The organism is Massilia sp. MP_M2 (assembly GCF_039123635.1).
Taxonomy (GTDB): domain Bacteria; phylum Pseudomonadota; class Gammaproteobacteria; order Burkholderiales; family Burkholderiaceae_D; genus Telluria.
On the sequence record NZ_JBCHJF010000011.1, the window covers coordinates 145,626 to 169,599 of the forward strand.

The 23,974-nt window shown below is 65.8% G+C and carries 26 protein-coding genes; 1 reads left to right on the plus strand and 25 read right to left on the minus strand.

Annotation, left to right across the window (positions count from 1 at the left end; genetic code table 11):
- Position 1 precedes the first annotated feature (1 nt).
- The 11 genes from fliP to fliF all read right to left on the minus strand — a co-directional run bounded on the left by fliP (position 2) and on the right by fliF (position 10,403).
- Positions 2 to 742: a flagellar type III secretion system pore protein FliP gene (gene fliP, locus RCH14_RS20820; protein WP_343028003.1), complete on the minus strand. Its 741-nt coding sequence runs from the start codon at positions 740 to 742 to the stop codon at positions 2 to 4.
- Entirely contained in the window at positions 732 to 1,493 is a 762-nt protein-coding gene (fliO, locus tag RCH14_RS20825; protein ID WP_343028004.1) for a flagellar biosynthetic protein FliO, read from the minus strand. Before fliO ends, fliP begins: the two co-directional genes overlap by 11 nt.
- Positions 1,490 to 1,933 (minus strand): flagellar motor switch protein FliN, encoded by a 444-nt coding sequence (fliN, locus tag RCH14_RS20830; RefSeq protein ID WP_343028005.1) that lies wholly within the window; start codon positions 1,931 to 1,933, stop codon positions 1,490 to 1,492. The genes fliO and fliN overlap by 4 nt, the downstream gene beginning before the upstream one ends.
- A 55-nt stretch (positions 1,934 to 1,988) precedes the next feature.
- Positions 1,989 to 2,972 carry a flagellar motor switch protein FliM gene (fliM, locus tag RCH14_RS20835; protein WP_343028006.1) on the minus strand — a complete coding sequence of 328 codons (984 nt, stop codon included), beginning with the start codon at positions 2,970 to 2,972 and terminating at the stop codon, positions 1,989 to 1,991.
- A gap of 12 nt (positions 2,973 to 2,984) precedes the next feature.
- On the minus strand, positions 2,985 to 3,506 hold the full coding sequence (gene fliL, locus RCH14_RS20840; RefSeq protein WP_343028007.1) for a flagellar basal body-associated protein FliL: 522 nt from the start codon (positions 3,504 to 3,506) through the stop codon (positions 2,985 to 2,987).
- A gap of 199 nt (positions 3,507 to 3,705) precedes the next feature.
- Positions 3,706 to 5,028 (minus strand): flagellar hook-length control protein FliK, encoded by a 1,323-nt coding sequence (locus RCH14_RS20845; RefSeq protein ID WP_343028008.1) that lies wholly within the window; start codon positions 5,026 to 5,028, stop codon positions 3,706 to 3,708.
- Between the two features lie 25 nt (positions 5,029 to 5,053).
- Positions 5,054 to 5,497, minus strand: coding sequence for a flagellar export protein FliJ (gene fliJ / locus RCH14_RS20850; RefSeq protein WP_343028009.1), 444 nt, complete (start codon positions 5,495 to 5,497; stop codon positions 5,054 to 5,056).
- A gap of 40 nt (positions 5,498 to 5,537) precedes the next feature.
- On the minus strand, positions 5,538 to 6,962 hold the full coding sequence (gene fliI / locus RCH14_RS20855; protein ID WP_343028010.1) for a flagellar protein export ATPase FliI: 1,425 nt from the start codon (positions 6,960 to 6,962) through the stop codon (positions 5,538 to 5,540).
- A complete protein-coding gene (gene fliH / locus RCH14_RS20860; protein ID WP_343028011.1) occupies positions 6,963 to 7,706 on the minus strand; it encodes a flagellar assembly protein FliH in 744 nt (247 codons plus the stop codon).
- Positions 7,706 to 8,710, minus strand: coding sequence for a flagellar motor switch protein FliG (gene fliG / locus RCH14_RS20865; RefSeq protein ID WP_343028012.1), 1,005 nt, complete (start codon positions 8,708 to 8,710; stop codon positions 7,706 to 7,708). Before fliG ends, fliH begins: the two co-directional genes overlap by 1 nt.
- Positions 8,703 to 10,403 carry a flagellar basal-body MS-ring/collar protein FliF gene (fliF, locus tag RCH14_RS20870; protein WP_343028013.1) on the minus strand — a complete coding sequence of 567 codons (1,701 nt, stop codon included), beginning with the start codon at positions 10,401 to 10,403 and terminating at the stop codon, positions 8,703 to 8,705. Before fliF ends, fliG begins: the two co-directional genes overlap by 8 nt.
- Before the next feature lie 199 nt (positions 10,404 to 10,602).
- On the opposite strand from fliF, the gene fliE reads away from it, so the two are divergent.
- Positions 10,603 to 10,977 (plus strand): flagellar hook-basal body complex protein FliE, encoded by a 375-nt coding sequence (fliE, locus tag RCH14_RS20875; RefSeq protein WP_343028014.1) that lies wholly within the window; start codon positions 10,603 to 10,605, stop codon positions 10,975 to 10,977.
- Between the two features lie 27 nt (positions 10,978 to 11,004).
- Here fliE and RCH14_RS20880 read toward each other — a convergent pair whose 3' ends face one another.
- From RCH14_RS20880 to RCH14_RS20945, 14 genes are all read right to left on the minus strand, one after another.
- Entirely contained in the window at positions 11,005 to 11,973 is a 969-nt protein-coding gene (locus RCH14_RS20880) for an IS1595 family transposase (protein WP_343028015.1), read from the minus strand.
- A gap of 87 nt (positions 11,974 to 12,060) precedes the next feature.
- On the minus strand, positions 12,061 to 13,404 hold the full coding sequence (locus RCH14_RS20885) for a hypothetical protein (RefSeq protein ID WP_343028016.1): 1,344 nt from the start codon (positions 13,402 to 13,404) through the stop codon (positions 12,061 to 12,063).
- Positions 13,401 to 13,745, minus strand: a complete 345-nt coding sequence (locus RCH14_RS20890) for a hypothetical protein (protein WP_343028017.1) — start codon at positions 13,743 to 13,745, stop codon at positions 13,401 to 13,403. Before RCH14_RS20890 ends, RCH14_RS20885 begins: the two co-directional genes overlap by 4 nt.
- A complete protein-coding gene (locus RCH14_RS20895; RefSeq protein ID WP_343028018.1) occupies positions 13,742 to 14,272 on the minus strand; it encodes a GspMb/PilO family protein in 531 nt (176 codons plus the stop codon). The genes RCH14_RS20890 and RCH14_RS20895 overlap by 4 nt, the downstream gene beginning before the upstream one ends.
- Positions 14,269 to 14,925, minus strand: coding sequence for a PilN domain-containing protein (locus RCH14_RS20900; RefSeq protein ID WP_343028019.1), 657 nt, complete (start codon positions 14,923 to 14,925; stop codon positions 14,269 to 14,271). Before RCH14_RS20900 ends, RCH14_RS20895 begins: the two co-directional genes overlap by 4 nt.
- Positions 14,918 to 16,054, minus strand: coding sequence for a pilus assembly protein PilM (gene pilM, locus RCH14_RS20905; RefSeq protein ID WP_343028020.1), 1,137 nt, complete (start codon positions 16,052 to 16,054; stop codon positions 14,918 to 14,920). Before pilM ends, RCH14_RS20900 begins: the two co-directional genes overlap by 8 nt.
- Positions 16,055 to 16,124: 70 nt before the next feature.
- Positions 16,125 to 17,000, minus strand: a complete 876-nt coding sequence (locus tag RCH14_RS20910) for a DNRLRE domain-containing protein (RefSeq protein ID WP_343028021.1) — start codon at positions 16,998 to 17,000, stop codon at positions 16,125 to 16,127.
- Entirely contained in the window at positions 16,997 to 17,503 is a 507-nt protein-coding gene (locus tag RCH14_RS20915; RefSeq protein WP_343028022.1) for a prepilin-type N-terminal cleavage/methylation domain-containing protein, read from the minus strand. Before RCH14_RS20915 ends, RCH14_RS20910 begins: the two co-directional genes overlap by 4 nt.
- Entirely contained in the window at positions 17,500 to 17,943 is a 444-nt protein-coding gene (locus RCH14_RS20920; RefSeq protein WP_343028023.1) for a hypothetical protein, read from the minus strand. Before RCH14_RS20920 ends, RCH14_RS20915 begins: the two co-directional genes overlap by 4 nt.
- 14 nt (positions 17,944 to 17,957) lie before the next feature.
- Positions 17,958 to 18,512 (minus strand): prepilin-type N-terminal cleavage/methylation domain-containing protein, encoded by a 555-nt coding sequence (locus RCH14_RS20925; protein ID WP_343028024.1) that lies wholly within the window; start codon positions 18,510 to 18,512, stop codon positions 17,958 to 17,960.
- Positions 18,513 to 18,530: 18 nt separating this feature from the next.
- Complete coding sequence (locus RCH14_RS20930; protein WP_343028025.1) at positions 18,531 to 19,091, minus strand: prepilin-type N-terminal cleavage/methylation domain-containing protein; 561 nt, start codon at positions 19,089 to 19,091, stop codon at positions 18,531 to 18,533.
- Positions 19,092 to 19,232: 141 nt separating this feature from the next.
- On the minus strand, positions 19,233 to 20,357 hold the full coding sequence (locus RCH14_RS20935; RefSeq protein ID WP_343028026.1) for a type II secretion system F family protein: 1,125 nt from the start codon (positions 20,355 to 20,357) through the stop codon (positions 19,233 to 19,235).
- A gap of 5 nt (positions 20,358 to 20,362) precedes the next feature.
- Positions 20,363 to 22,399 (minus strand): ATPase, T2SS/T4P/T4SS family, encoded by a 2,037-nt coding sequence (locus RCH14_RS20940; protein WP_343028027.1) that lies wholly within the window; start codon positions 22,397 to 22,399, stop codon positions 20,363 to 20,365.
- The gene (locus RCH14_RS20945) at positions 22,396 to 23,961 is read right to left on the minus strand and encodes an HD domain-containing phosphohydrolase (RefSeq protein WP_343028028.1); all 1,566 of its coding nucleotides are present in this window, start codon (positions 23,959 to 23,961) and stop codon (positions 22,396 to 22,398) included. The genes RCH14_RS20940 and RCH14_RS20945 overlap by 4 nt, the downstream gene beginning before the upstream one ends.
- Positions 23,962 to 23,974: the final 13 nt, after the last annotated feature.

Genomic DNA, 23,974 nt, shown 5'->3' on the forward strand with positions numbered 1-23,974 from the left:
TCTAGTAGAAACTCTGGGACAGTGAACCCAGCAGCAGTTGCCAGCCGTCGACCAGCACGAACAGCATCAGCTTGAACGGCAGCGCGATGACGGCCGGCGACATCATCATCATGCCCATTGCCATCAGGACCGACGCGACCACCATGTCGATGATCAAAAACGGGATGAAGATCGCGAAGCCGATCTGGAATGCCGTCTTGAGTTCACTCGTGACGAACGCAGGAATCAGAACGCGCAGCGGAATGTCTTCGGGGCCCTGCAGGGCCGGCGAACGCGAAATCTTGACGAACAGCGCCAGGTCGGACTCGCGCGTCTGCTTGATCATGAATTCCTTGAGCGGCACCGCGCCCCGGTTCAACGCCTCGGTCATCTGGATCTGGTTGTTCTGCAGCGGCAGATAGGCTTCGCCGTAGATGCGATCGAACGTCGGCCCCATGACAAAGAAGGTCAGGAACAACGCCAGCCCGACCATCACCTGGTTCGGCGGCGCGGTCTGGGTGCCGAGCGCCTGACGCAGCAGCGAGAGCACGATGATGATGCGCGTGAAACTCGTCATCATCAAGAGCGCGGCGGGTAAAAAGGTGAGCGAGGTCAGCAGCAGCAGCGTCTGGACCGGCAGCGAATATGCGGTGCCGCCGTTGGCCGCCGGGCTGCTCTGGAACGCCGGGATGCCGGGCTGGGCGGCCGCGATCAGCGGCAGCAGGGCCAGGCCAGCAGCCAGCCACAGGTGTTTATGACGCATTGCGTTTGTCCATCGTGTTCTTGAGCCAGTCGGCAAAGCGTGTGGCCGGGATGCTGCCATGTGCCGCGCCCGTGTTCGCGCCAAGGTCGACGTCCTGGCGCGGCATCGTGTGCAGGGCATTTACGCGGCCCGGTGCGGCGCCGACGACGATCCATTGGTCGCCCACTTCCACCACCATGATGCGTTCGCGCCCGCCAAGGTTCAATGCGCCGACCACGCGCAGGTTGGCCAGGCCGCCGCCCGGCCTGGGGCCGTAGCGCTTGAGCAGCCAGGCCAGGCCGATCAACAGGCCCAGCACGAGCAGCAGCGCGAAAATGGTTTGCAGCAGGCCGGCTGCGCCGGGGCCGCCCGAGGCCGGCAGCGCGACTTGCGGCGGCGGGCGCATCGGCATGATCGCAGGGGCGGTGGTGGTGGTGGACGGCGCCGTCGTCGTCACCGTGCCGGCAGGCACTGCAGGCACTGCAGGCTCGGCAGGCACGGCAGCATCGCCCGGCAGCGCGGCCAGCGGCGGCGCGGTAGCGGCAGGAATGGTGGCCGGTGCGGTGGCCAGTGCGGTGGCCGGTGCGGTTGCCGGCGCCGGCACAGCCGGTGCAGCCGGCCGGCCGGTCGTGGTGTCGCTGGCCTGTGTGGCCGGCCGACTGGCTGTGGTATCGGGCGCTGGCGCCGCTGGCTGCGCCAGCGCGAGCGGCGCCGCCAGCAGCAGCGCCGCAATGGTCGTTAGATAGCTGGCGGCGGCGCGGCGTGCGATCATTTATTGAGTTTGCGAATGCGCTCTGATGGCGTGATGATGTCGGTAAGCCGGATGCCGAACTTGTCGTTGACGACCACCACCTCGCCCTGGGCGATCAGGCAGCCATTGACCAGCACGTCCATCGGTTCACCCGCCAGACCGTCGAGCTCGACCACTGAACCCTGCGCCAGTTGCAGCAGGTTCTTGATGGCGATCTTGGTGCGGCCCAGTTCGACCGTCAGCTGCACCGGGATGTCGAGGATGAAGTCGATATCGTTCGGCGTTTCGTTGCGCGCGCCCTTGTTCGAGAAATCCTTGAACACGGCTGCCGCGGCCACTGGTGTGGCGCCTAAGGGCGACGCCTGGCGTTCGAGTGCTGCCGCTTCGGCTGCGGCCTGCTCGGCAATGGCTGCGCCCCAATCGTCGTCGATGTGTTCCTGGTCTTCCTGGTTGTCGGACATGGTGTTCTCCTGTGATGCATGGCGAGCGGCGCGGTGCGCTTCGCCAATATACCGATTACTTGTTGAATGTGTCGCTATTGGCAAGCAGCCTCTCGACCTTCAGCGCATATTGCCCGCTGAAGACGCCATAGCTGCAGTCCATCACGGGCACGCCGTCGACCGTGGCCTGCACCATCTCGGGCACCACGATCGGGATCACGTCGCCGATCTTCATGTTGAGGATTTCGTCGAAGTTGGCCTTGCCGTGACCCAGCACCGCGACCAGCTCGACTTCGGCGACCTGGATCTGCTGCGTCATCAGGCGCACCCAGCGCTTGTCGACTTCCAGCGCTTCGCCCTGCAGGCTCGAGGTCAGTGCATCGCGGATCGGCTCGATCATCGAATAGGGCATGCAGAAGTGGATCTGGCCCGACACTGAGCCGAGCTCCACCGTGAAGGTGCACGACACCACCACTTCGTTCGGCGTGGCGATATTGGCGAACTGCGTGTTCATCTCGGAACGGATGAACTCGAACTCGACCGGGAACACCGGCTCCCACGACTTGGCGTAGGCCTCGAAGATGATGTCGAGGATGCGCATGATGATGCGCTGCTCGGTCTGCGTAAAATCGCGGCCTTCGACGCGGGTATGAAAGCGCCCGTCGCCACCGAACAGATTGTCCACCAGCAGGAACACGAGGCCCGGATCGAGCACCATCAGCGCCGTGCCGCGCAGCGGCTTCATGTGCACCAGGTTCAGGTTGGTCGGGACCACGAGGTTGCGGATGAACTCGCTGTACTTCGATACCCGCACCGAGCCGACCGATACTTCGGCGCTGCGGCGCAGGAAGTTGAACAACCCAATCCGCAAATACCTGGCGAAACGCTCGTTGATGATCTCGAGCGTCGGCATGCGGCCGCGCACGATGCGCTCCTGCGTTGCCAGGTTATAGGTGCGGACCCCCGAGGTGTCTTCAGGCGCCGAGATGTCGTCCTGATCGCCGTTGACCCCTTTTAAGAGGGCATCGACTTCTTCCTGGGAGAGGAAATTATCGGCCATGTTTGTCTGGATTTACTGGATGATGAACGAGGTGAATAATACGTCGGACACTTCCTGCTCGTCGCCATCTTTCTCGAAGGGTTCGGTAGTGGCTGTCCGGATCTCGGTGGCGAGCTGTTGCTTGCCCTCGACAGTGCTGATCTCGGATGCCTTTTTGCTCGACAGCAGCAGCAGCATGCGATTGCGCACGATGGCCATATTGTCCTTGACCAGCGTGGCCTGCTCGGGGCCCGCCACTTGCAGCGTGAACTGTACCTGCAAATACTGTTCGCCGTTTTCCGGCTGCAGGTTCACGGTGAACGATTCGATCGGCACGTATTCGGGTTTGGCTTCCGGGTTCTTCTTTTTCTTTTTCTTGGTCTCCTTGGCCGGCGCTTCTTCTTCTTCGCCATGCGCGGCTGCGCCCTGCGTGAAGTACCAGCCCGCACCCCCGCCTGCGCCCAGCACCAGCACGGCAGCGAGGATCATGATGATCAGCTTTTTCTTCGAGCCGGAAGGTGCCGCTGCGGTGTCCGCTTTCGGATCAGCTTTCATTTTCGGATTCGCTTTCAAGATGTGTCGTTGTCGCTGGTTGGTGAGGGTTCGTCATTATGGCATTGTCGCGGAAAGATGCGTCCCGGCAAGCCTCGAAAAGAGGGGGGAAGCCGTGGTAATCCGTGTGATTGTTGCTGACGCGCGATGACAGAATAGAAAAGGGCGGCCGCGCGGCCGCCCCGTCGACGCCAGTGCGGCGTCAGGCAAACAGATCGACCATGCCACGCTCGCCAATCGACACCGTGCGCGTGCGCGGCGCGACCTCGTTCACGGCCGGCGCGGCATCCTGGCCATCGCCCGTCAAACCACCCGTGCCGCCCTGGCCGCCCTGCGCGCGGCGGTTCGTGTCCTGCTGCTGGCGCCCGTCGTGCACGTTGGCGTCGACCGTCGCGTTGCTCAGTGCGATGCCGCTTTCGCTCATCATCTCGCGCAGGCGGGGCAGGGCGTTTTCAAGCGCCTGGCGCACGTCGAGCTGGTCGGACGAGAAGGCCACGGTGGCCTGGTCGTTGGTCACGTTCAGCACGATCTGCACCGGGCCCAGGTCGGGCGGATTCAAGGTCAGCGTGGCCGCTTGTTCCTTGCCGACCATGTACACGATGCGCTGGCTGACCTGGTTGTCCCAGGCCTGGGTACCCAGGCGCGCCGGGATGCGGTCGCCCGGCAGCGCCGGATTGCCTGTTGCATCGAGCTTGGCTGCCTGGGCCTGCAGCGCGGCCAGCGGGGCCGGGGCTTCTTCGGCCACTGGCAGTGGCTGTTGCTGTTGCTGGGTCTCGCGCAGCTGGGCCTGGAACTGGCCAACGTCCTGCTCGCCCTGCGGCAGCGCGGCGCCGGGCGCTTGCGTGGTGCGCAGTTCGGCCGGCGCCTGCTGCACGCCGCCGGCGGGCGACTGGCCCTTGCCGCCGGCGCCGGTGCTCGTGTCGTCGGTGGCGTCTGCAGCGCCGGTGGTCGCGGCTTTCAGATTGTCGAGCGCCGTTTCGAGCGCCGTCAGTTGGGCGTCGCCTTGCGTGGCGGCGCCGGCGGCGGCGGCGTCCGTGCTCACGGTGGCTGCCGTGCTGGCCGGCTGGGTCAGGCTGGCCATGAAGGCGAGCATGTCGGTGACCGGCGTCGTGGCGGCCGCTGCAGCCGCTTCCGCTGCTGCTGCCGCGTCGGCGGCGTCGCTTGCCGCGTCCGTGCTGTCGCTGCTGGCCGTTTGTGTGGGCTTGGCGTCGCCGTCGTGCATTGGCGGGCGGATGCTCGAACGGGTCGGGCCGTCGCGCACGGGCTCGCTGTTGGTTGGCTTGTCGGTGCCCGCCGGCTTTGGCGCCTGTGCCGGCTTTGGCCCCTGCGCCGGTTTCGGTTGCGACGCTGCCGCTTGCGGTGGCGCTGCAGCCGGCTGGCGCGCCGCCATTTCACGGTTCAGCGTGGCACTGAAAGCGCCAGTGCCGCGCGCCGTGTCGGCCAGGCGATCCGGCGTGGCCGGGCGCTGGGCCGTTGGGTTGGCGCCGGTGACCTGGAACGGGAGGGTGTTGGTCTGCATCGTCATGGTGGGCTCGAATTTCGACGTGGGTTCAGCGTTGTTTGTAACGGGCGCCACGGGCTGCGTGGTCATCCATCTGTTTCTGGTCGCGTTTGTTCTCGACCTTGAGTGCTTCGCTTGCCGCGCGTTCGTTCAGCGTGCGGTACGACAGGCGCTTGCGCTCGCTGTCCTGCCAGGTCGTGCGCTCGAAGGTCGCCTTGTTCTGCGCATGCTTGAGCACCTCGCGCTGGCCGCTCAATGCGTGGTCCAGCTTGCCGATGAAGGCAACGAAGTTGTGGTACGCGAAAGGCGTGATGCCGTCCATCTGGGCGGTATCGAGCTTGCGCGCGTATTCGTCGCGGTAGCCGACCAGCATGTCCAGCTTCTGCTCGGCGTCCTCGACCAGTTTCAGGGCCGCGCCGAGCCGCTTGGCAGCCGCGTCGGAATCGCGCTGCGCCAGGTCGATCAGTGTTTCGAGAGCGGAAGCTTGTGCCATGGTGAATCACATTCTACCGTCATGACGTTGCCCGCAATCACTAGAATAGCGAGGTCAATCGCCCCAAGCTCTCGGGAAGCGAGGCGTTGTCGTGCATTTCCTGGCACAGGAATTCCTCGATCTCGGTGTTCTTGGCAATGGCCATGTCGAGCACCGGATCGCTGCCGGCTGCGTAGGCGCCCACGCTGATCAGGTCGCGCGAGCGCTGGTAGCGCGAATACAACTGCTTGAGCTTGCGCGCCGCCAGCTGGTGCTCGTGCGTGGTGATCGAATGCATGGCGCGCGAGATCGATTGTTCGATGTCGATCGCCGGGTAGTGACCGGCTTCGGCCAGTTGGCGGTTGAGCACGATGTGGCCGTCGAGAATACCGCGCGCGGCATCGGCGATCGGATCCTGCTGGTCGTCGCCCTCGGACAGCACGGTGTAAAAGGCCGTGATCGAGCCGCCGCCTTCCATCCCGTTGCCGGCCCGTTCGACCAGCACCGGCAGCTTGGCAAACACCGACGGCGGATAGCCCTTGGTCGCCGGCGGCTCGCCGATGGCCAGCGCGATTTCGCGCTGCGCCATCGCGTAACGGGTCAGCGAATCCATGATCAGCATGACGTTCTTGCCCTGGTCGCGGAAGTATTCGGCAATGGCGGTGGCGTAGGCCGCGCCCTGCAGGCGCAAGAGCGGTGGCGAATCGGCGGGCGCGGCGACCACGGCCGAGCGCGCGCGGCCCTCCGGGCCCAGAATCTGGTCGATGAATTCCTTGACCTCGCGGCCCCGTTCGCCGATCAGGCCGACGACGATGATCTCGGCTTCGGTGTAGCGCGCGATCATGCCGAGCAGGACCGATTTACCGACACCGGTACCGGCAAACAGACCCAGACGCTGGCCACGGCCGACCGTCAGCATCGAATTGATGGCGCGTACGCCCACGTCGAGCGTGTCCTTGATCGGCGCGCGGTCGAGCGGGTTGACGGGGCGTGCGTTCAGTGGCGCCATGTCGGACGTGCCGAGCGGGCCGAGGCCATCGAGCGGCCGGCCGGCGCCATCGACGACCCGGCCCAGCAGCTGGATGCCCACCGGCAGGTGGCGTGCGCGGTCCTGCGGCCGGCGCCGCCCGTGCGGTACGCTGCCCGGTGGCGGCAGCACGCTTTCGACGGGAAACACGCGCGAACCGGGCACGACGCCCTCGGTGTCGCTTTGTGGCATCAAGAACAGCCGCTCGCCCTCGAAACCGACGACTTCGGCCTCGATCTGGCCGCTGGCGGTGGGGATCGTGCAGGCTGCGCCCACGGCCAGGCGCAGGCCAACGCATTCCATGACCAGGCCCGCCACGCGCGTGACGCGCCCCGAAATCTGCAGCGGCTCGGCGAAGCTGACGAGTGTGTCGCAATCGCGGATATACGCTTTCCAGCGCGCCGTGTGGCGGTCGTGCGAAGACACCTGGGGCGGCTGCAGCGTGGTGTGGTCGTCCATCTATGGGCTCAGCCAGTCGACGTTGGCGGCCAGCGCATGGGTCAGGCGCTGCCAGCGAGCCTCGACCTGGGCATCGATCTGGTTGCTGGCCGTTTCGACGCGGCAGCCGCCGCGCGCGATCGTCGCGTTCTCGATGATGCGCCAGCCGCCGGTGGCCAGTTCTTCGGCCATGCCGTGGCGTACCAGTTCGGCGTCTTGCGGATTGAGCATGAGAAGGGCCGGCTGCTGCAGGATCGGCAACTGGTTGATGGCGTCGCGTACCACCGACATGATCAGCTCGGGCCGCACGTCCAGGCCGGTGCGCACCATGCCGCGTGCCAGGCGCAGCGCCAGGTCGAGCACGTCTTTCGCGATCGTCTCGTCGGCCTGCGATACGGCGTCGCCGAAGCTGGCGGCGACCGTGCGCAGTTGTTCGAGTTCTTGCCTGGCGGTTTCTTCGCCTTCGGCGCTGCCGGCGGCGAAGCCTTCGGCATGCCCTGCAGCGTGACCTTCGGCGTGGCCCTGCGTGCGGCCTTCTTCCAGGCCCTGCTCGAAGCCTTCCTGGCGCGCCGCCTCGCGCATTGCCTCGAGTTCTTCGACGCTGGGCAGCATGATGTTCGGCGGCAGGTCGAGGCCATTGATGGACACGCCCGCCGGTGGTGACGCTTCAGCAGCGCGCCGGGCAAGCGTGCTGGGGCGCTCGTCGCCAAACGAGGCCATTTCCCAGCGCTGGTAGGCGCTCTGCTGTTCTTTTGAAATTGCCATCAGACGAACGAATCCTCTCCTTTACCACCCAGGACGATCTGGCCTTCATCGGACAGCCGCCGCACGATCTGCAGAATCTGCTTCTGCTGGGATTCCACTTCAGACAAGCGCACCGGACCTTTCGACTCCAGGTCTTCGCGCATCATTTCGCTGGCACGCTGCGACATATTCTTGAACACCTTTTCGCGCAAATCCTGCGAGGCGCCCTTGAGCGCGATGATCAGCATGTCGGACTGTACTTCACGCAGCAGCAACTGGATACCACGATCGTCGATGTCGATAATGTTGTCGAACACGAACATCTCGTCCATGATCTTCTGCGCCATGTCGTTGTCGTAGTTCTTGATGTTGTCCATCACGGCCGATTCCTGCTCGCCGCTCATGAAGTTCAAGATCTCGGCCGCAGTACGCACACCGCCCAGCGACGACTTCTTGATGTGCTCATTGCCCGACAACAGCTTGGTGAGCACGTCGTTCAGTTCGCGCAGCGCCGCCGGCTGCACGCCGTCGAGCGTCGCGATGCGCAGCACCACGTCGTTGCGCAGGCGTTCGGTAAAGTTTGCCAGAATTTCGCAGGCCTGGTCGCGCTCGAGGTGGACCAGGATCGTGGCGATGATCTGCGGGTGCTCGTTGCGGATGAGTTCGGCCACCGACACCGAGTCCATCCACTTCAGGCTCTCGATGCCCGATGCGTCCTTGCCGCCCAGAATACGGTTGAGCAGCACGGCCGCCTTGTCGTCGCCCAGCGCCTTGGTCAGCACCTGGCGGATGTATTCGTCCGAATCCAGCCCCACGGTCGAGTGCAGATTGGTCTCGGTGACAAAGTCTTCGAGCACCGTGACCACCTGGTCATGCTGCACGGCTTTCATTTGCGCCATCGCGGCGCCCAGCTTGAGCACTTCACGCGGGCCAAGGTACTTCATCACTTCGGCCGCTTCGGCTTCGCCCAGGGCCAGCATCAGGATAGCGGCCTTGTTGGTATTGTCTTTGTCTTTATCACTCATTTGAACCCAACCATCCCTTGATCACGTTGGCGACGATGCGCGGATCCTTGTTTGCCAGCTCTTGCGCCATTTTCAGGTTGGCGCGGTAACCCATGTCCTGGCGTATCTTTTCTTCTTCCTTGATCGCTTCTTCGGCCGGCGTATCGGCGACTTCGTCTTCGGCGTTCTCGTCCTTTTCTTCTTCCTTCGGCTCTTCCGGTACGGCGGTGGCTTCGTCGAACTTCTTGATGGCCGGGCGCAAGAGCGGGCGCAGGAAGCGGAAGTACAGGAACGCGATCACGGCAGCCACGAATGCATAGCGGGCCAGATCCTTGAACAGCGGGAAGTTCGCCGGATCGCTCCACCAGGTCGGTTCTACCACTGCTTCGGCCGGTTTGTCCACGCCGTCGAATGGCGCGTTGGTCACGTTCAGCGTGTCGCCGCGTGCCTGGTTGTAGCCCATGGCCTGCTTGACCAGCTCATTGATCTGGGCCACCTCGGCCGCAGCCAGCGGACGCACGGTGACCTTGCCGGTGGCCGGATCGACGCTGCGGCGGTGATTCACGACCACGCCGACTGTCAGGCGCTTGATGCCGCCCATCGGGCGCTGCTCGTAGCGGATGGTCTTGTCGACTTCGTAATTCGTGGTCGAGTTCTTGCTGGTCGGTGCGGTCGGTGCGGCCGCTTCGGCCGGCGGCGCACCCTGGATCGGCGCCGTATTCACGCCCGGCGGCTGGTTCGACAGCGCGCCTGGCACGCCGGAGGCGGCGCCGCCCGCGCCGACCATTTCCGAACTCTGCGTGCTGCGGATCGCCTGCGGCTCGGGTGGCGAATTCGGCTTGTACATTTCGGCGGCGGTATCGACCTGGGCGAAGTCCACTTCGGCGGTGGCTTCGGCGCGCACATTGCCTTCGCCGACGAGCGGCTTGATGATCGACTCGACCTGCTTGATGATGTTCTGCTGGACCTGGTCGACATACTTGAGCTGGGTCGGATCGAGCAATTTGCCGCCCGCGCCCTTGTTGCTGGTATCCGACAGCAGCGCGCCGTTCTGGTCGACGACGGTCACGTTGCCGGTGGTCAGTTCCGGCACGCTCGAGGCGACCAGGTGGACGATGGCGCTGACCTGGCCCGGATCGAGCGCGCGGCCCGGTTGCAGGTTCAGCAGCACGGACGCGGTCGGCTTTTGCTGGTCGCGCACGAACACCGACGGTTTCGGCAGCGCCAGGTGGACGCGCGCTGCGGCGACCGAGCCCAGCGACTGGATCGAACGCGCCAGCTCGCCTTCGAGCGAGCGCTGGTAATTGACCTGTTCCAGGAACTGCGACACGCCCAGCTTCTGGTTTTCCATCAGCTCGAAGCCGACGTTGCCGCCTTTCGGCAAGCCCTGGGCTGCGAGCTTCAGGCGCAGGTCGTGGATCTGCTCGGACGGCACGAGGATCGCGTTGCCGCCTTCCGAAAACTTGTATTGCACACCCATCTGGTCGAGCGACGCGGTAATGGCGCCGCCGTCACGGTCGCTGTAATTGGCGAACAGGATCCGGTACTCCGGCGCCTGGCTCCACATCCAGACCGCCATCATCAACGCCAGGATGAGCGCGACGCCGCCGCCTGTGACAACGCGCTTGCCCATGGTCGTCTGGAAAAACGACGGGGTAGCGGGGGCCGGCGTGCCTGGTGGCGTGTCGATAAGGTTTTCAGCAGTTGCTGCCATGGTGGAGGGGCCTGGTCAAAATGGGTGGGATAGCCTGCATTATGGAGCCACCGGGCAACATTCAAACCCCGAAATAGCGGGCGTTTACGGGCCTGATTCACAGGTCAGATTTGCTGACGCGCTGGTAATCTTGTTTCCTGAGTAGTTTTCTGAATGCATCTTTGGATCATTCACAAGGCAATAACGAACGGAGGACGAGATGAGTATTGGCGGTATCGGCGGGATTGACACAAGCCGGATCCAGGCCATGATGGAGCAGCTCAAGGCGGCAGCGACCAAGGCGTCGGCGGCGCCCGAGGTGACCAATGGGATGGGCGGCGCGAGCGCGATCGGGGGCAAATCCGCGGTCAAGCTCGACTTTGCGGAAGCCCTGCACAGCACGCTGCAGGGCGTGAGCGACCGTTCGGCCGAGGCGCAAGCCATGAGCAAGCGGTTTACGATGGGCGACGACACGGTCAGCCTGTCGGACACGATGGTGGCGATGCAGAAGTCCAGCATCGCGTTCCAGGCAACTGTGCAGGTACGCAACAAGATGATGTCCGCGTATCAGGACATCATGAACATGCAGGTGTAGTTGGCCCTAGCGGTGGCGCAGTCAGCATTATCTATTGATGACACTGGTTGCAATGCGCATCAATTGTTCTGGTGAAGTGACTCGACCGCCATCCAGGGCCCAGCGCCAGCCCAGGTAATTGCTCAGATAGCGTGATGCCACGCCGCGAAAACCCAGCAGCCAGGCCTTGAAGCGCGCGTGATAGGCATTCACGTTCTGCACATGGATGGCGCCGGCGAGCCCGCGCTTGACCCGCACACCGGCGCGCAGATTGATCGTTTCATGCGCGATCTTGTGCTTGCGTGCAAAGGCCCGATAGGCGGCGTTGCTGTCACTTACCAGCAGCGCCTGCGGATCGAGCCTGGGCAGCAAGTCGCGTTCGAGTTGTGCCGCCTTCAGCGCACCGCGGCCCGTTACAGCGTCGAGCGTGCGCCCGTTGCGGTCGCGCGCTACCAGGATGCAGTCCAGTTTGCGGGAAATGCCGCGTCTGGTGGCGCGCCCACCGCGCCGGCGCGCGGGGCGATCGAGCGTGCGCGACCCTTTTTGAGATTCGAGCAAAAACGTTTCGTCGGCTTCGACGATGCCGTTGAGGGATGCCGGCCGGTCGAGCTTGACCCACTGCAGGAAGCGATGGCGCCAGCGAAAAGCAGTATTGCGGTGCACGCCGACCCGGTCTGCCGCTTTGCGCACGGGCAGTGAATCGAGCAGCACTTGCGAATACGCGAGCCATTTGCCCTTGAGCCGGAGTCGCGCCAGCGGCGTGCCGCTCAGGTCATTGAAGGTGCGACCGCAGAGGCAACAGCGAAAACGTTGCAGGTCGTTGGCAAATCCGTGCCGGTGACAGCGTTCGTTGCCGCAGCTGGGGCAGCAGCGTCCTGGCGCCCGCGTTTGCGCGATCAGCGCGACAACTTGGTCGAGACCGGCTGCAGGATGCAGGGCATCAAGCACTTGCCGGCGCTGTGGCCCGTTCAGCGACGGCAAGTTGGCGAACCAACGCTTGAAACGGGGCGCTTTCATGATCGACTCCTGACGTTGGCGACAGGGGTTGGACCACGGGACTACTCATCAGTTCAAAGCTCTGCCCTATTTAACGTTGACTGCGCCCTAGCGGTCGAGCGTATCGAGCTTGCGGTCGAGCACGTCGCCACGCGTGCGCATGGTCTGCTCGGCCTGCTGCAGCGTGCGCTCGGTGATGCCGTCGATGGCCGGGCCGCTCGCAGGCACGATGCGCGGCGTGATGACGACAATCGTCTCCGTGGCCGCCCCACCGTCGTCGGTGCTGCCGAAGGCGCCGCCAATCACCGGGATATCCGACAACAGCGGGATGCCCAGACGCCGGTAGGTGCGGCTGCGCTTGATCAAGCCGCCGATCAGCACCGGTTGTCCGTCGCTGGCCACCAGCTGTGTGTTTACTTCGGTGGTCTTCTTCGATGGAATGCCGGCCGATACCGAGCCCGAGCTCACTTCGGGCCGGATCTTCATCATGATGCGGCCGTCGGCGTCGACCGACGGCGTCACGCGCAGGATCACGCCGGTGTCGAGGAACTCGATCGATTCGGACGTCACGTTGTTGATCGTCGTCGTCAGGCGATAACCCAGCTGGTCGCCGACATTCGTGCTCGCTTCCTGGTCCTCGAGGGCAAGCAGGCGCGGCGTGGCCAGCGTGTGCACGCGGCCCTTGTTGCTCAGCGCGCTCAGGTAGGCCTCGATATTCCCATTGACCAGGTTCAGGAAAAAGCGCGGGCCGGCGCGCGTGGCAAAGCCGCTCGTACCGACCGTGTCGGGACCGTCGCCGCTGAACACGCGTGACCAGTCGACGCCGAAGTTCTCGTTCTGGTCGAGCGTGATTTCCAGGATCTTCGCTTCGATCAGGATCTGCTGCGGCGCGCGGTCGATTTCGCGCAGCACCAGCGCTGCACGCTCCAGGCCGGCCGCTGTCGCTTCGACCACCAGCGTCTTGGTCTGGTCGAGCACGGTCACCGTGCCGGGCACGCCGATCTGGCGCGCCAGGATGGCGCCCACCTTGGTCACGTCGGCGTAGCGCACCTTCATCGCCTTGACCTGGAGAATGGCGCTGCGCTCGGGGAGCGCCGTCTTCGGGTCCGAGATCAGGAAGCCGCCTGCGCGTTCGGTCACCGCGTAACCGCCGGCTTCGGCGATCGCCTCGATCGCCTCACGCACCGTCATGTCGTACAGGTTGATCGAGACGTTGCCGCCAACACCCTTGCCGAGCACGATATTGATGCGCGCGCTGCGCGCGATCATGTTGAACAATTCTTCGATCGGCGTGTCGCGGAACGTGTACGACATCGTCACCGGGGCCAGCGGGACCGGTGCGGTGGCCGTGCTCTTTACCACCACGGCCGGCGCGGCAGTGTTCGCGGCCGCGGGAAGTGCGAGCGCCGCCCAAGCTGCACACAGTGCGACGAGCAGATGGCGCGGCGTCATTGCGCGTCCTTGTCCTGCATCGTCAGCAGGTGCTCGCGGCCAGCATGGGCCAGCAGCACGCCGCGCGCATCGATGCGCAGCACGGTGTAGCCGGCGACGCGCTCGCCGGTGGCCACGACATTGCCGTCGAGATTGGCCAGCGACTGCGCGCCATTGAGCACCACCGCGCGCAGGCGTGGCGGCGTGGCAGGCACGGTGGCGGCGGCGGTGGCTGCCAGTGGCGCGCTGGCCGGCAGCCGGCTCACGAACGGATCGCGCAGGCTGCGGGGCGGATTGGCCAGCACGTTGGCTGCCAGGCCGGCCAGAACGAGCGCCAGCGCCAGTGTCAGGGTGTGTTTCATGGTGTTGTTCCAGTGTCGTAGATGACAAGCTGCAGGGTGATTGCCCGGTCGTCGGTATCGTCGGCGGCTTCCACGGTCAGTCGTTGAATGCCAACGGTCGGCTGCTGCCGCTCGATGGCGGCGAGCCAGTCCAGCACGGCGGTGTATCCGCCGCTGGCCACGATCTCGACCGTAAGCAAACGTACGCCGGCCACGGTGCGCTGGGCGCCTTGCGCTGCCGACAACACGGCCACGTTCGACTCTGCGGCGCTGTGGCTGACCGCCGCGATGAGCGCCAGCGGCTCCGGGGGCGCGGCCGCTGGCGTCGTGGCAGCGGCGGGCGCCGACGGAGCCGCAATGGCCGGGGCGGTGGTGCCTGCCGCTTCCAGTACGGCCAGCGCTGCCTTGTGCTGCCGGTACGCCGCCAGCGGCGCGCGCAAGGCCAATGTCCATGCCAGCAGCAGCGCGATGACGACCGCGCCGCCGACCATCAGATTGAGCTGGCGCGCGGGCAGGGCAACGAGCAGGTCGCGCAGTTTCGGGCTCATGGCGCCTCCGCCGGCGGTACCAGCGTGACCACGGCGCGGAAATCGATTGCGGCCGTCGTCGGACTGGCGCTGCTCGAGAGCAGTTCGACGCCCTGCATTCCGGGCAGGCGCCCGAGGTTCGACAGGAAATTCGTGATGCCGTTGTAGTCCGTCGCCTGGCCGGCCAGCTCGACGCTGCTGAGCATGACCAGCGTGCTGCCGTCGGCGTTGCCGGTGGCGATCGTCGTCGCCCGGCCATCTGGCGCCGGGGCTGGCGTCGTCGTTGGGTCAGCCGCTGCTTCCAGTTGCAGGTCGCGCTGCAGATTGATGGCGGTCAGCCAGGCCGTCGCGGGCAGGGCGCTGTCAATGGCGGTGGCCAGCGCGGCCAGTTCGCCTTCGCGCCGCAGCGCGCGCAGCAGGTCCTGTTGCTGCAACACGCGCTCGCGCGCCGCGTGTTCGGTCGCTGCCTGCGCCTGGCTGGCCGTGGCCGCGCTGGCGGCCTGCTGCAGCGTGGCCGTGCGGCGCTCCAGCGCTGCGCTGTGCCAGCGCAGCGCGGCGCTGCCTGCGGCCGCGGCCAGGACGATTGCCGCCAGCGCCAAACCGGTGTGGCGCAGCGTGCGGCGCACGCGCACGCCGTCGCGGTAGCTGCGCGGGATCATGTCGATATCAGCCATCGGCGCCTCCGCGCAGCGCCAGGCCGGTGGCCAGCGCGAGCGACGTCGTTGCCGGTTCGCCTGCCGGGTTGCCTGTCGCATCGCGTGCCGTATTCCGGGCCGATTCGGGGAAGGCGCCGAACGCATCGAGCAGGTGCACCGGCACGTCGATCAGCTCGCCGATCCGGGACTGGATGTCGGGGTAGCGCGCGAGGCTGCCATTGAGATACAGGCGGCTGATCGAGCTGCCGCGCGTGCGCGAGGCCACGTACACCTGTGTATGGGCCAGTTCGTCGGCCAGTGTCTGGCAGGCCGGGTGCAGGATGGCGCGGATCGCGCGCCGCAGCTCGATGTGTGGGTCGTCGACCGCCATGCCGGGGCGCGCGCCGATGCCATGCTGGCGCAGCAGGCTGGCGGCCGTATCGGCTTGCAGGTCGAGCGCGCCCGCGACCGCCCCTGCCAGCATGTCCTCCCCAAACGCGATCTCGCGATCGAGCATCAGGCGCCGGCCCCAGATGACGGTCAGGTAGCTTTTGGCGGCGCCGAAATTGAGCAGCGCGACCGACTGACCGACGTCGCTGCCGTGCAGCGTGGCGAGCAGGCGCCCGATGGCAGCCGGACCGATGTCGAGCGCGACCGGTTCGAGGCGCGCGTGTTCCAGCATCGCCAGGTAATCGAGCACCCGGTGCTTGAGCGCGGCGGCAACCAGCACGTGCCGCTCGCCGCCGTCCATGTCGGCGCCGCGCACCTGGTAATAATCGATCACGTGCTGCCCGGCGCGCTCGCCCAGTTGCTCGCTCACCGCGCGGCCCACTGCCTGCGCTTCGGTCTGGCCGGCGGCGACATGCACCGTGAGCGGCAGGATGCGCACATCGGCCGGGGGCAGCGCGGAAATCACGCGGCGGCCCTGGAACGGCGCCTGCGCCAGCGCGGCATCGACAAATTGCACCAGCGCTTTCGGGGAGGCCAGCAGCACATCACGCGGCATCGGATAAGGCAGGGAGCTGGCGGCGCGCAGGCGCCAGCCGCCATCGCGCCAGTCGGCCTGCACCAGGTTGAGCCGGTTGGCGGCAAAGTCGGCGCCAATCGGCCGCGCGCTTGAGGGATGCAGGCGGCGTCGCAGGCAAGCCACAAGACGATGCAGGGTCATGGCGCGGCGTCTCCCATCGGTGCGTGATCGCGAATGGCGCCAGGCGAGTGTGGATGCATGGTCTCGTTCATCAGCATTTGTCGGCTGCGACAACCCGCAGCAGAGGGCGCCGGCTCTCGCTCGCTTCGTGGCTGTAGAAGGTCGCAGCCTGGTCCGGGTCGAGCAGTCGCAGCAGCAGGCCGTGCTCGGGGAAGCGTTTGGCGGCCCAGCTGTCAAGCAGGCCGGTGACGTTCAGGATGGCCGGCCCGGTGCTGGTCGCGCTGGCGCTGGCGAGCACCGTGCTGTTGTAGGCGCCGCCATCCCAGGTGGCGCCGGCGCGCGGCCTGGTCCAGGTCGCGCTGTCATCCCAGGGCGCCGTAACCCGGTGCACCGCGATCCGGCGCGCGGTACTGCCTGTGCTTGCCTGCACCAGGGTGAGCGTGGCCGAGAGCACCCGCACATCGTCGTCGACGTCGTCCAGCTTCCAGGACATCAGGATGTGCGCCCCGTTTGAAACCAGGATCAGATTGCCCGTGTTGAGCGGCCCGCTCTGCCGCGCGATCGTGGTGTCCTTCACGTCGTCGTCGATGTCGTAACTTTTTGGGTCGTAGAGTTTATAGATACGGACTTCGCGCTCTTCCGGCGTGCGCTCGGCCCCGTTGAATTGCCCGCTGGCGGTAATCTTGATCCGTCCGGAATTCTCCTTGGCCGATACCGTAAAGGTGCCTGCGCCGAAGGGTTGATTCACGTAGCTGGCGTCCTTGCAACCGTTGACCTGGCTGGACCAGCGCACGGCTGCAATCCCGGCTTCGGCCACGTAGGCCGCGGCGCGGCCTTCGTAGTCATCGTTGATCGAGCGCAGTTCGGCGCTCCCCGCGCGGTGCATGCCGAATGCCAGCGCGGCCAGCGTTGCCAGCAGCAGCGCGACCATCAGCAGCAAGGCGCCGTCCTGGCGCGCCGGCATCATAGCGGCAAGCCCAGACGCACGTTGCGCGCGTACACCGTGCTGCAGGCTTGCACGCCGTTGGCGTCGCAATTCGGGCGGACCAGCACCAGGTCGATGCGCAGGACTGGTTGGCCCACGCCGTTGTCGGGAATGTCGAGTGCGAACGACTGCACGCTCGTGGCGAGCACGGACTGGCGCACCGGCTTGGCGTCCGGATCGGTTTCCAGCAGGACGCCGTTCTGCAATGTGTATTGCAGCGGCGCGAGCCAGGCCGCGGGGTTGCCGGCGGTTGCCGGACCGGGGATCGGCCCGGGCATCGGTCCGTTGCGCGTGGCCTGGGCGGCAATGCGGCCGATGGCGAAGCGCGCGTCCGCGTTGCGGTCCAGTTCGGTGCGCACGAAGCGCGCGTTGTCGGCGCCGGCACGCAGCATGTCGGTCAGGGGCAGCATCACGATCGCCGCGATGGCCAGACCGACGAGCAGTTCGAGCAGCGTATAGCCGCGTGCCGGTCGCAGCGCCTTCATTGCGCGACCAGCGTGGCAAGGGGAAACCGGCCGTCGGCCGTCAAAAACGCCACCACGCGCAGCAGGTGGCTGCTGGTGCCGGGGGCACCGAGCTTGCGCGTCCGGTCGGTGCCGTACGAGGTGATGGTGACTGTCATCGGGGGGCAGCCCTGCGCCGTGCGCGGCGCGCTGGCGCCATCCGGCGTCGAGTACGACGATGGTGCATCGGGTTGGCCGGCAGCGGCGAACAGGTCGCCATAGGGCTCGGCCAGCACCGATTCCATCAGTGCACTGACGCAGTCGAGTTCACGCGCCGCCAGGGCGCTGTCGGCGGGCACGTTGATGGCGCCGCGCAGCGCATTGGCGGCCGGGATCAGGCACACCGACAGCAGCAGCAGGGCGAACACCGCTTCGAGCAGGGTCATGCCGGCGGCCCTGATGCGTGATGGAAGAGTGTGCATGGTCGGCAAGATGGTCAGGACACCGTGATGCGGCCGGTGGTGTCGATGGCAATGGTGCGCTCGACAGTGCCGGCGCTCAGCACGACCTGGCCCGCACGCAGCGCGCTCGTGCGTGCATTGCCGCTGCCGATGCCGCGCTGCGCCCTGCCGGCGGCATCGAATGCGACGGCGGCAGCGGTCGAGTTGTCCACGAAGGTAAAGGTGCAGCGCACGAGGGCCATGGTGTTTCCGGCGGGGGCAGCGTTCAGGTTGAGCAGATAGGGGGCGCGGTTGAACGGATGGTCGACCGGGTTGCGCGCCGCCCTTGTGGTGGTCTTGTCGGTCTCGAGCGCGAATACCGCGATGGTATTCGCCGCGGTATCGCAGTCGAACAGCCGCTGCGCGCCGCTGTACTGCGCGTTGTCGCGGGCAAAGCGCAGGGCGTTGACCACTTCGCCGGCCGCCGCATCGGCGCGAAATTCCGCCACCGGTTGCGCCGTCGGGATAGCGACGACGGCGGCAATGGCGAGCACCGCGACCACGATCAGCAGTTCGGTCAGCGTGTAGGCTGCGCAGTTATGTCTGTGCATATTGCTGACCTGGCCGCTTTAATGGTCGGAGTATTTCTTTCCGTTAGGATCGAGAGTTGCGCTGTTCATGTAGAACTTGCCGATCTTTGCGTCGTAAGACCATCCCTTGCCGCCCAAGGCTGGTGCAGCCATCGTACCTTCGGTCGAGAATACAATCGTTGCGTCGTTGTTGATTGGCTCGGCAGGAATCCCCTGACGCAAATACGGGCCATAGCGATAAACGGGACTGCCAATCGAACAGGTTTGCCCTGCTGCATTCGAAGGGAATTTCAGCTGTTCTTCCATCGCAAGAGCGGTGCCGACCAGCCCCGTCCCTTTGGTTCCAGCACAGTCCGTACCAGCACCAGTGGAGGCTTTTTCGCCTGGGAAGGCATTGCCGGTATGCTGAGCGCGATATTGCTCGACAGCGTTGCGGATATTCGCAAGGCTCGTATCGAGGGCAGCAAGCTGCGCATCAGCAGTTGCCGCCGAAAACTGCGGAATCGCGATGGCAGAAATAATTGCAAGAATAATCACAACGATCAGCAATTCGATCAGGGTAAAACCGGCTGCGGCAGTGCGCTTGAATGAGCTCGACATGGGAAATTTAAATAGTTGAACAAGCGTCTTTACAAGACGTTGCATGGTTAAAAAAGGTAATGCCGAAGCGTAACATGAGCATGTTTCCGTTCGGCACTAACTCGTCAATCGTGTGACAGAGTGTGGTTTTTGAGTAACGCTTCAGTGCACCGCGCGTGATAGTTTAAATATCGGCAAGATGAGCGAACTGACAATGGTACCGACCAGGACGCCCATCACCAGCAGCATCACCGGCTCGGCCATCTTCGACAGCCGCGCCAGCAAACGCGTCAGTTCGCGGTCGTACGAATCGGCCACGCGGGTCATGACGCGGCCCAGCGTGCCCGTTGCTTCGCCGGTGGCGATCATCTGGCGCACCGACAGCGGCACGAAATTGCTGTTCTCAAAGCCCGCGGCGATCCCTTTGCCCTCGGTGACATCGCGTTCGAGATCGAGGATGAAGCGCTGGAAGTCGGCATTGGTCACCACCGCGCGGCAGGCTTCGAGCGTGGCCAGGATCGTCACACCGTGTTCGAGCGAAATGCCCATCACGCGCAGCAGGCGCGTCAGATAGATCTTGGCGAACACGTCGCGCACGACCGGCAGGCGCAGCTTGGCGCGGTCGATTGCCACGCGTACCCCGGGCTGGCGCATCAGCATCCAGAGCGCGCCGACGGCGCCGGCCGCGAGTGCGGCAACGATCGCGCCATGGCCGGTCAGCACCTGGCTCACCACCAGCAGCGCGCGCGTGGTGATCGGCAGCTGGTCGTGAATCGACGCGAACATGACGGCAAACTTGGGAAACACGAACGTCAGGATGAACAGCACCACCCCGAACGAAAACGTCAGCAGGATCACCGGATACGACAGGGTCGATACCAGCATCGCGCGCAGGCGCTCTTCCTTTTCATCCATCTCGACCAGCTGCACCAGCACGTCGGCCATGAAACCGCCCGCTTCGCTGGCCGCGATCAGGTTGACGTAGCTGCCCGGGAACAGCGCATGGCGCCCGAGCGCCGCCGAAAAACGTTCGCCAGCCAGGATGTCGTCGCCGATGGTCGCGATCATCGTGCGCAGCTGGCCCGGTTCGGTCTGGTCGTGCAGCGACTGCAGCGCCGTGTGCAGCGGCACGCCGGTCTCGAGCAACAGCGCGAGGCGCTCGGTAAACAGCGCCCGTTCACGCATCCCCGGCGGGCGCGCGCCCAGCGTCCACCACGAGGCGGCCGACGGGGCGGTCTTGCCGGCCGGGCCCTGTCCTGCAACGGGGGCGTCGAGTTCGATCGGCATGGCGGTTACAGGGAATGCACGACGCGCGCGATTTCCTCGGGCGTCGTGTGGCCATCGAAGGCGCGCGCCATGCCGTCGGCGTACAGGTCGTGGTGGCCGGTCGAGGCCACGTGCGCGGCCAGCTGGTCCTTGCTGGCATTGGCCACGATCATGCGCTGCAGGTCGGGGCCGACTTCGAGCAGCTCGTAGATGCCCATGCGGCCCTTGTAACCCGAGTCATAGCAGGCCGGGCAACCGCGCCCGCGCATCAGGCGCAGGTCGCCCTGGCCGCGCCAGCGGTAGGCGGCGGTCGCTTCGGGCGTGGCCAGGTAGCTGGTGCGGCACCCCTGGCACACGCGCCGCACGAGACGCTGGGCCATCACGCCGATCAGGGCCGACGACAGCAGGTACGGCTCCACACCCATCTCGACCAGGCGCGAGACCGCGCCCAGCGTGTCGTTGGTGTGCAGCGTGGTCAAGACCAGGTGGCCGGTCAGCGCCGCCTGCACCGCAATCTCGGCGGTCTGGCGATCGCGCACTTCGCCGATCATGATGATGTCCGGGTCCTGGCGCAGCACGTGTTTCAGGATCTTGGGGAAGGTCAGGCCGATCGCATCATTGACCTGGTTCTGGTTGATGATGTCGAGCTGGTATTCGACCGGATCCTCGATCGTGACGATGTTCTTTTCGATGCTTTTCAGGTGGCTGATCGCTGCGTACAGGCTGGTGGTCTTGCCGCTGCCGGTCGGGCCGGTGACCAGAATCAGGCCATGGCTGCGCCCCAGCAGGCGCTTGAACGCGCCGACCGCATGCGCATTCATGCCGAGCTTGTCGACGTCGAGGATCGACTGGTTCTTGTCGAGCACGCGCAGCACGACCTTTTCGCCGTAGATGCCGGGCAGCGACGAGAAGCGCAGGTCCACCGTGCGGCCCTGGGTCGCCACCTGGATGCGGCCATCCTGCGGCAGGCGGCGCTCGGCGATGTCGAGGTTGGCCATGACCTTCAGGCGCGAGACGATGGCGGGGTGCTGGTCGACGCGCGGCGACATGACTTCGTACAGCACGCCGTCGATGCGCAGCCGGATGCGGGCGCGGTTGCGCGAGATCTCGATGTGGATGTCGCTGGCGCCATCGCGGATCGCGCGCTGGATCACCGCGTTGACCATATTGATGACCGGGCTGGCGCCGGCCATCTCGTCGATCTGCGTGTAGTCGTCGGGAATCGTCGACTCGATCAGTTCGAGGTCGCTCGCTTCGGTCTGCACGAAATCGGGCAGGGCGCCGCCATACGCTTCGTCAGCCAGGCGCCGGATATCGGCCGGCGGCGCGACCACGATCCGGATGCGCACGCCCGTGCGGGCGCGCAGTTCGTCGATGCTGTGGATCGCCTGCGGTTCGGCGCTGGCCACCGTCAGCGTGCCCTGCACCTGGAACAGCGGCAGCACGTTCAGGCGCCGCGTGACATCGCGTTCGAGCAGCGCCAGCGCGCCCGGGTCGTACAGGCCGGTGCGCAGCTGCACATACGGCAGGCCCAGCTGGTCGGCCAGCGCCTGGTACAGCGCCGCTTCGGTAATCCACTTGCGCTCGACCATGATGAGGCCCATGCGCTTGCCGGTCTGGTCCTGCAGGCGCGCCGCCTCGGCGACCTGCTCGGCGCTGGCCGCGCCACGCTCGACCAGGATGTCGCCCAGTTTGCTGCCCGGTTCGCGCACGCGGCGCGGTGCGGTGGGCCGCGCATCGAACAACGGCAGCTGTTCCAGCAGGCCCGTGGCGGCCAGGATGTCCTGGAGCAGCGGATTCGGATAGGCCAGCTTCAGCCAGCCGCCCAGGCCGCCGAGGCGCTCGCCCATGTCGGCCATCATGCTCAGCGCGCGCCCGGACAGCAGCGTGACCTTGCCCAGGTCGACCACGATCGACACCTGGTGCTGGGCCACGCACTCGTTCAGCGCCGCCTGCAGCGTCTGGACGGTCTCGTCGGCCACCAGCGCCGTCAGCGGCGCCAGGTAGGTCATGGCGCCGATGCGGCTGCGGGTGATCCGCTCGGGGGCGGCGCTCTCGCTCATGCGGTGGTGACGGCCTGCGTTGGGGCTGGTGCAGGTGCTGCGGCCGGCACCGGATCGCGGGCGATGCGGAACTCGGCGATCCAGCCCGGTTCGGCGCGGCACACGGTGTCGAACATCGCCACCACGCCCGGGTCGAGCTGGGTGCCGGCGCAGCGCGCGATCTCGGCCATCGCTACTTCGTGGCTGCGTCCGGCGCGGTAGGCGCGCGAGCTGGTGATCGAGTCGTAGGTGTCGGCCACCGCGATGATGCGCGCGTTGTACGGAATGTCGTTGCCGGCCAGGCCGTGCGGATAGCCGCTGCCGTCGTACTTTTCCTGGTGATGGCGCGCGCCCGGCACCGCGCCCTTGAGGCGGTCGATGTGGCGCAGGATTTCATAGCTGCGCTCGGGATGGACCATGATGAAGGTAAATTCATCACGCGTCAGGCGCCCCGGCTTGCACAGCACGGCGTCGGGGATGCCGATCTTGCCGACATCGTGCAGGAGCGAACCCCAGAACAGGTTGTCCAGTTCGCGCGGCGGCAGGTGCAGCGCGCGGCCGATTTCCATCGCGATGTGGTGCACGCGCTCGCTGTGGCCGCGCGTGTACGGGTCTTTCGCTTCGACCGCCTCGATCAGCGCGGCTGCCATCTGCTGGTTGAACTTGCTCGTTTCGGCCAGCATGCTGTGCATGCGCGACAGGCTCGACAGGTGATTGGCCAGCACTTCGCCCAGCTTGCGGTCGCTGTTGCTGAAGTCTTCCTTGTTCGCATGGTTGAGCAGCACCAGGATCGCCACGACCGACTTGTCCTGGAAGACCGGGCAGCACAGGATCTTGAACGGCATGTCGGTGAAGATGTAGGCGCGGCGCGGATCGTCGGCCTCGTTCATGACGATCGGCTGGCGCGACGAATGGGCGAAGCGGTACAGGTCGCCGCGCATCTCGACCAGCACCAGATCCAGGTTGTGGATCGGCGCCGACAGGTTGGTGGCCGAGACGCACAGGTTCTCGCCCGGCTTGATGAAGGCGGCGACGTCGGCGTCCATGTGGGCAGCCCAGCTCTCGAGCAGCTCGCCGAACAGGTCTTCGCCGCTGGTCATGTCCTGCACCTGGCGGTCGATCGCATACACCAGGTGCAGCTCTTCGTAGCGGTCCGACAGTTCGCCGGCCATCGCGTCGAGCTCGCCCTGCGTGCGGCAGTCGTCGGCAATCGCGCTGGCGATGTCTTCGAGCGCTTCGGCCAGTGCATCCCACGCGAACGGCACGTCGGTGGCAGTCGTGGCAGCGGTGTCCGCGCGGACCGCCAGGAAACCGATCAGGCCACGCTTGGCGATGATCGGCGTGTACAGCAGCGTCGCATCGCCGGCATCGTGGCGCTGCATGCCCTCGCCCTCGGAAGTCCAGGCGAAGCCGGCGGCATTGAGCGCCGTGATCCAGGGCGCGAGCGTGGCGTCGCCGGGTGCGCTCCAGCAGGGTGCGCCAGTGGCGTCGCAGACGGCCAGTGAATAATCGCTCCCGGTGCTGCGGCGCAGCCAGCGCTCGTGGCGGGTGTAGTCGAGGGTCGGCAGAAGATCAAGGGACATGGGCAGGCTTTGG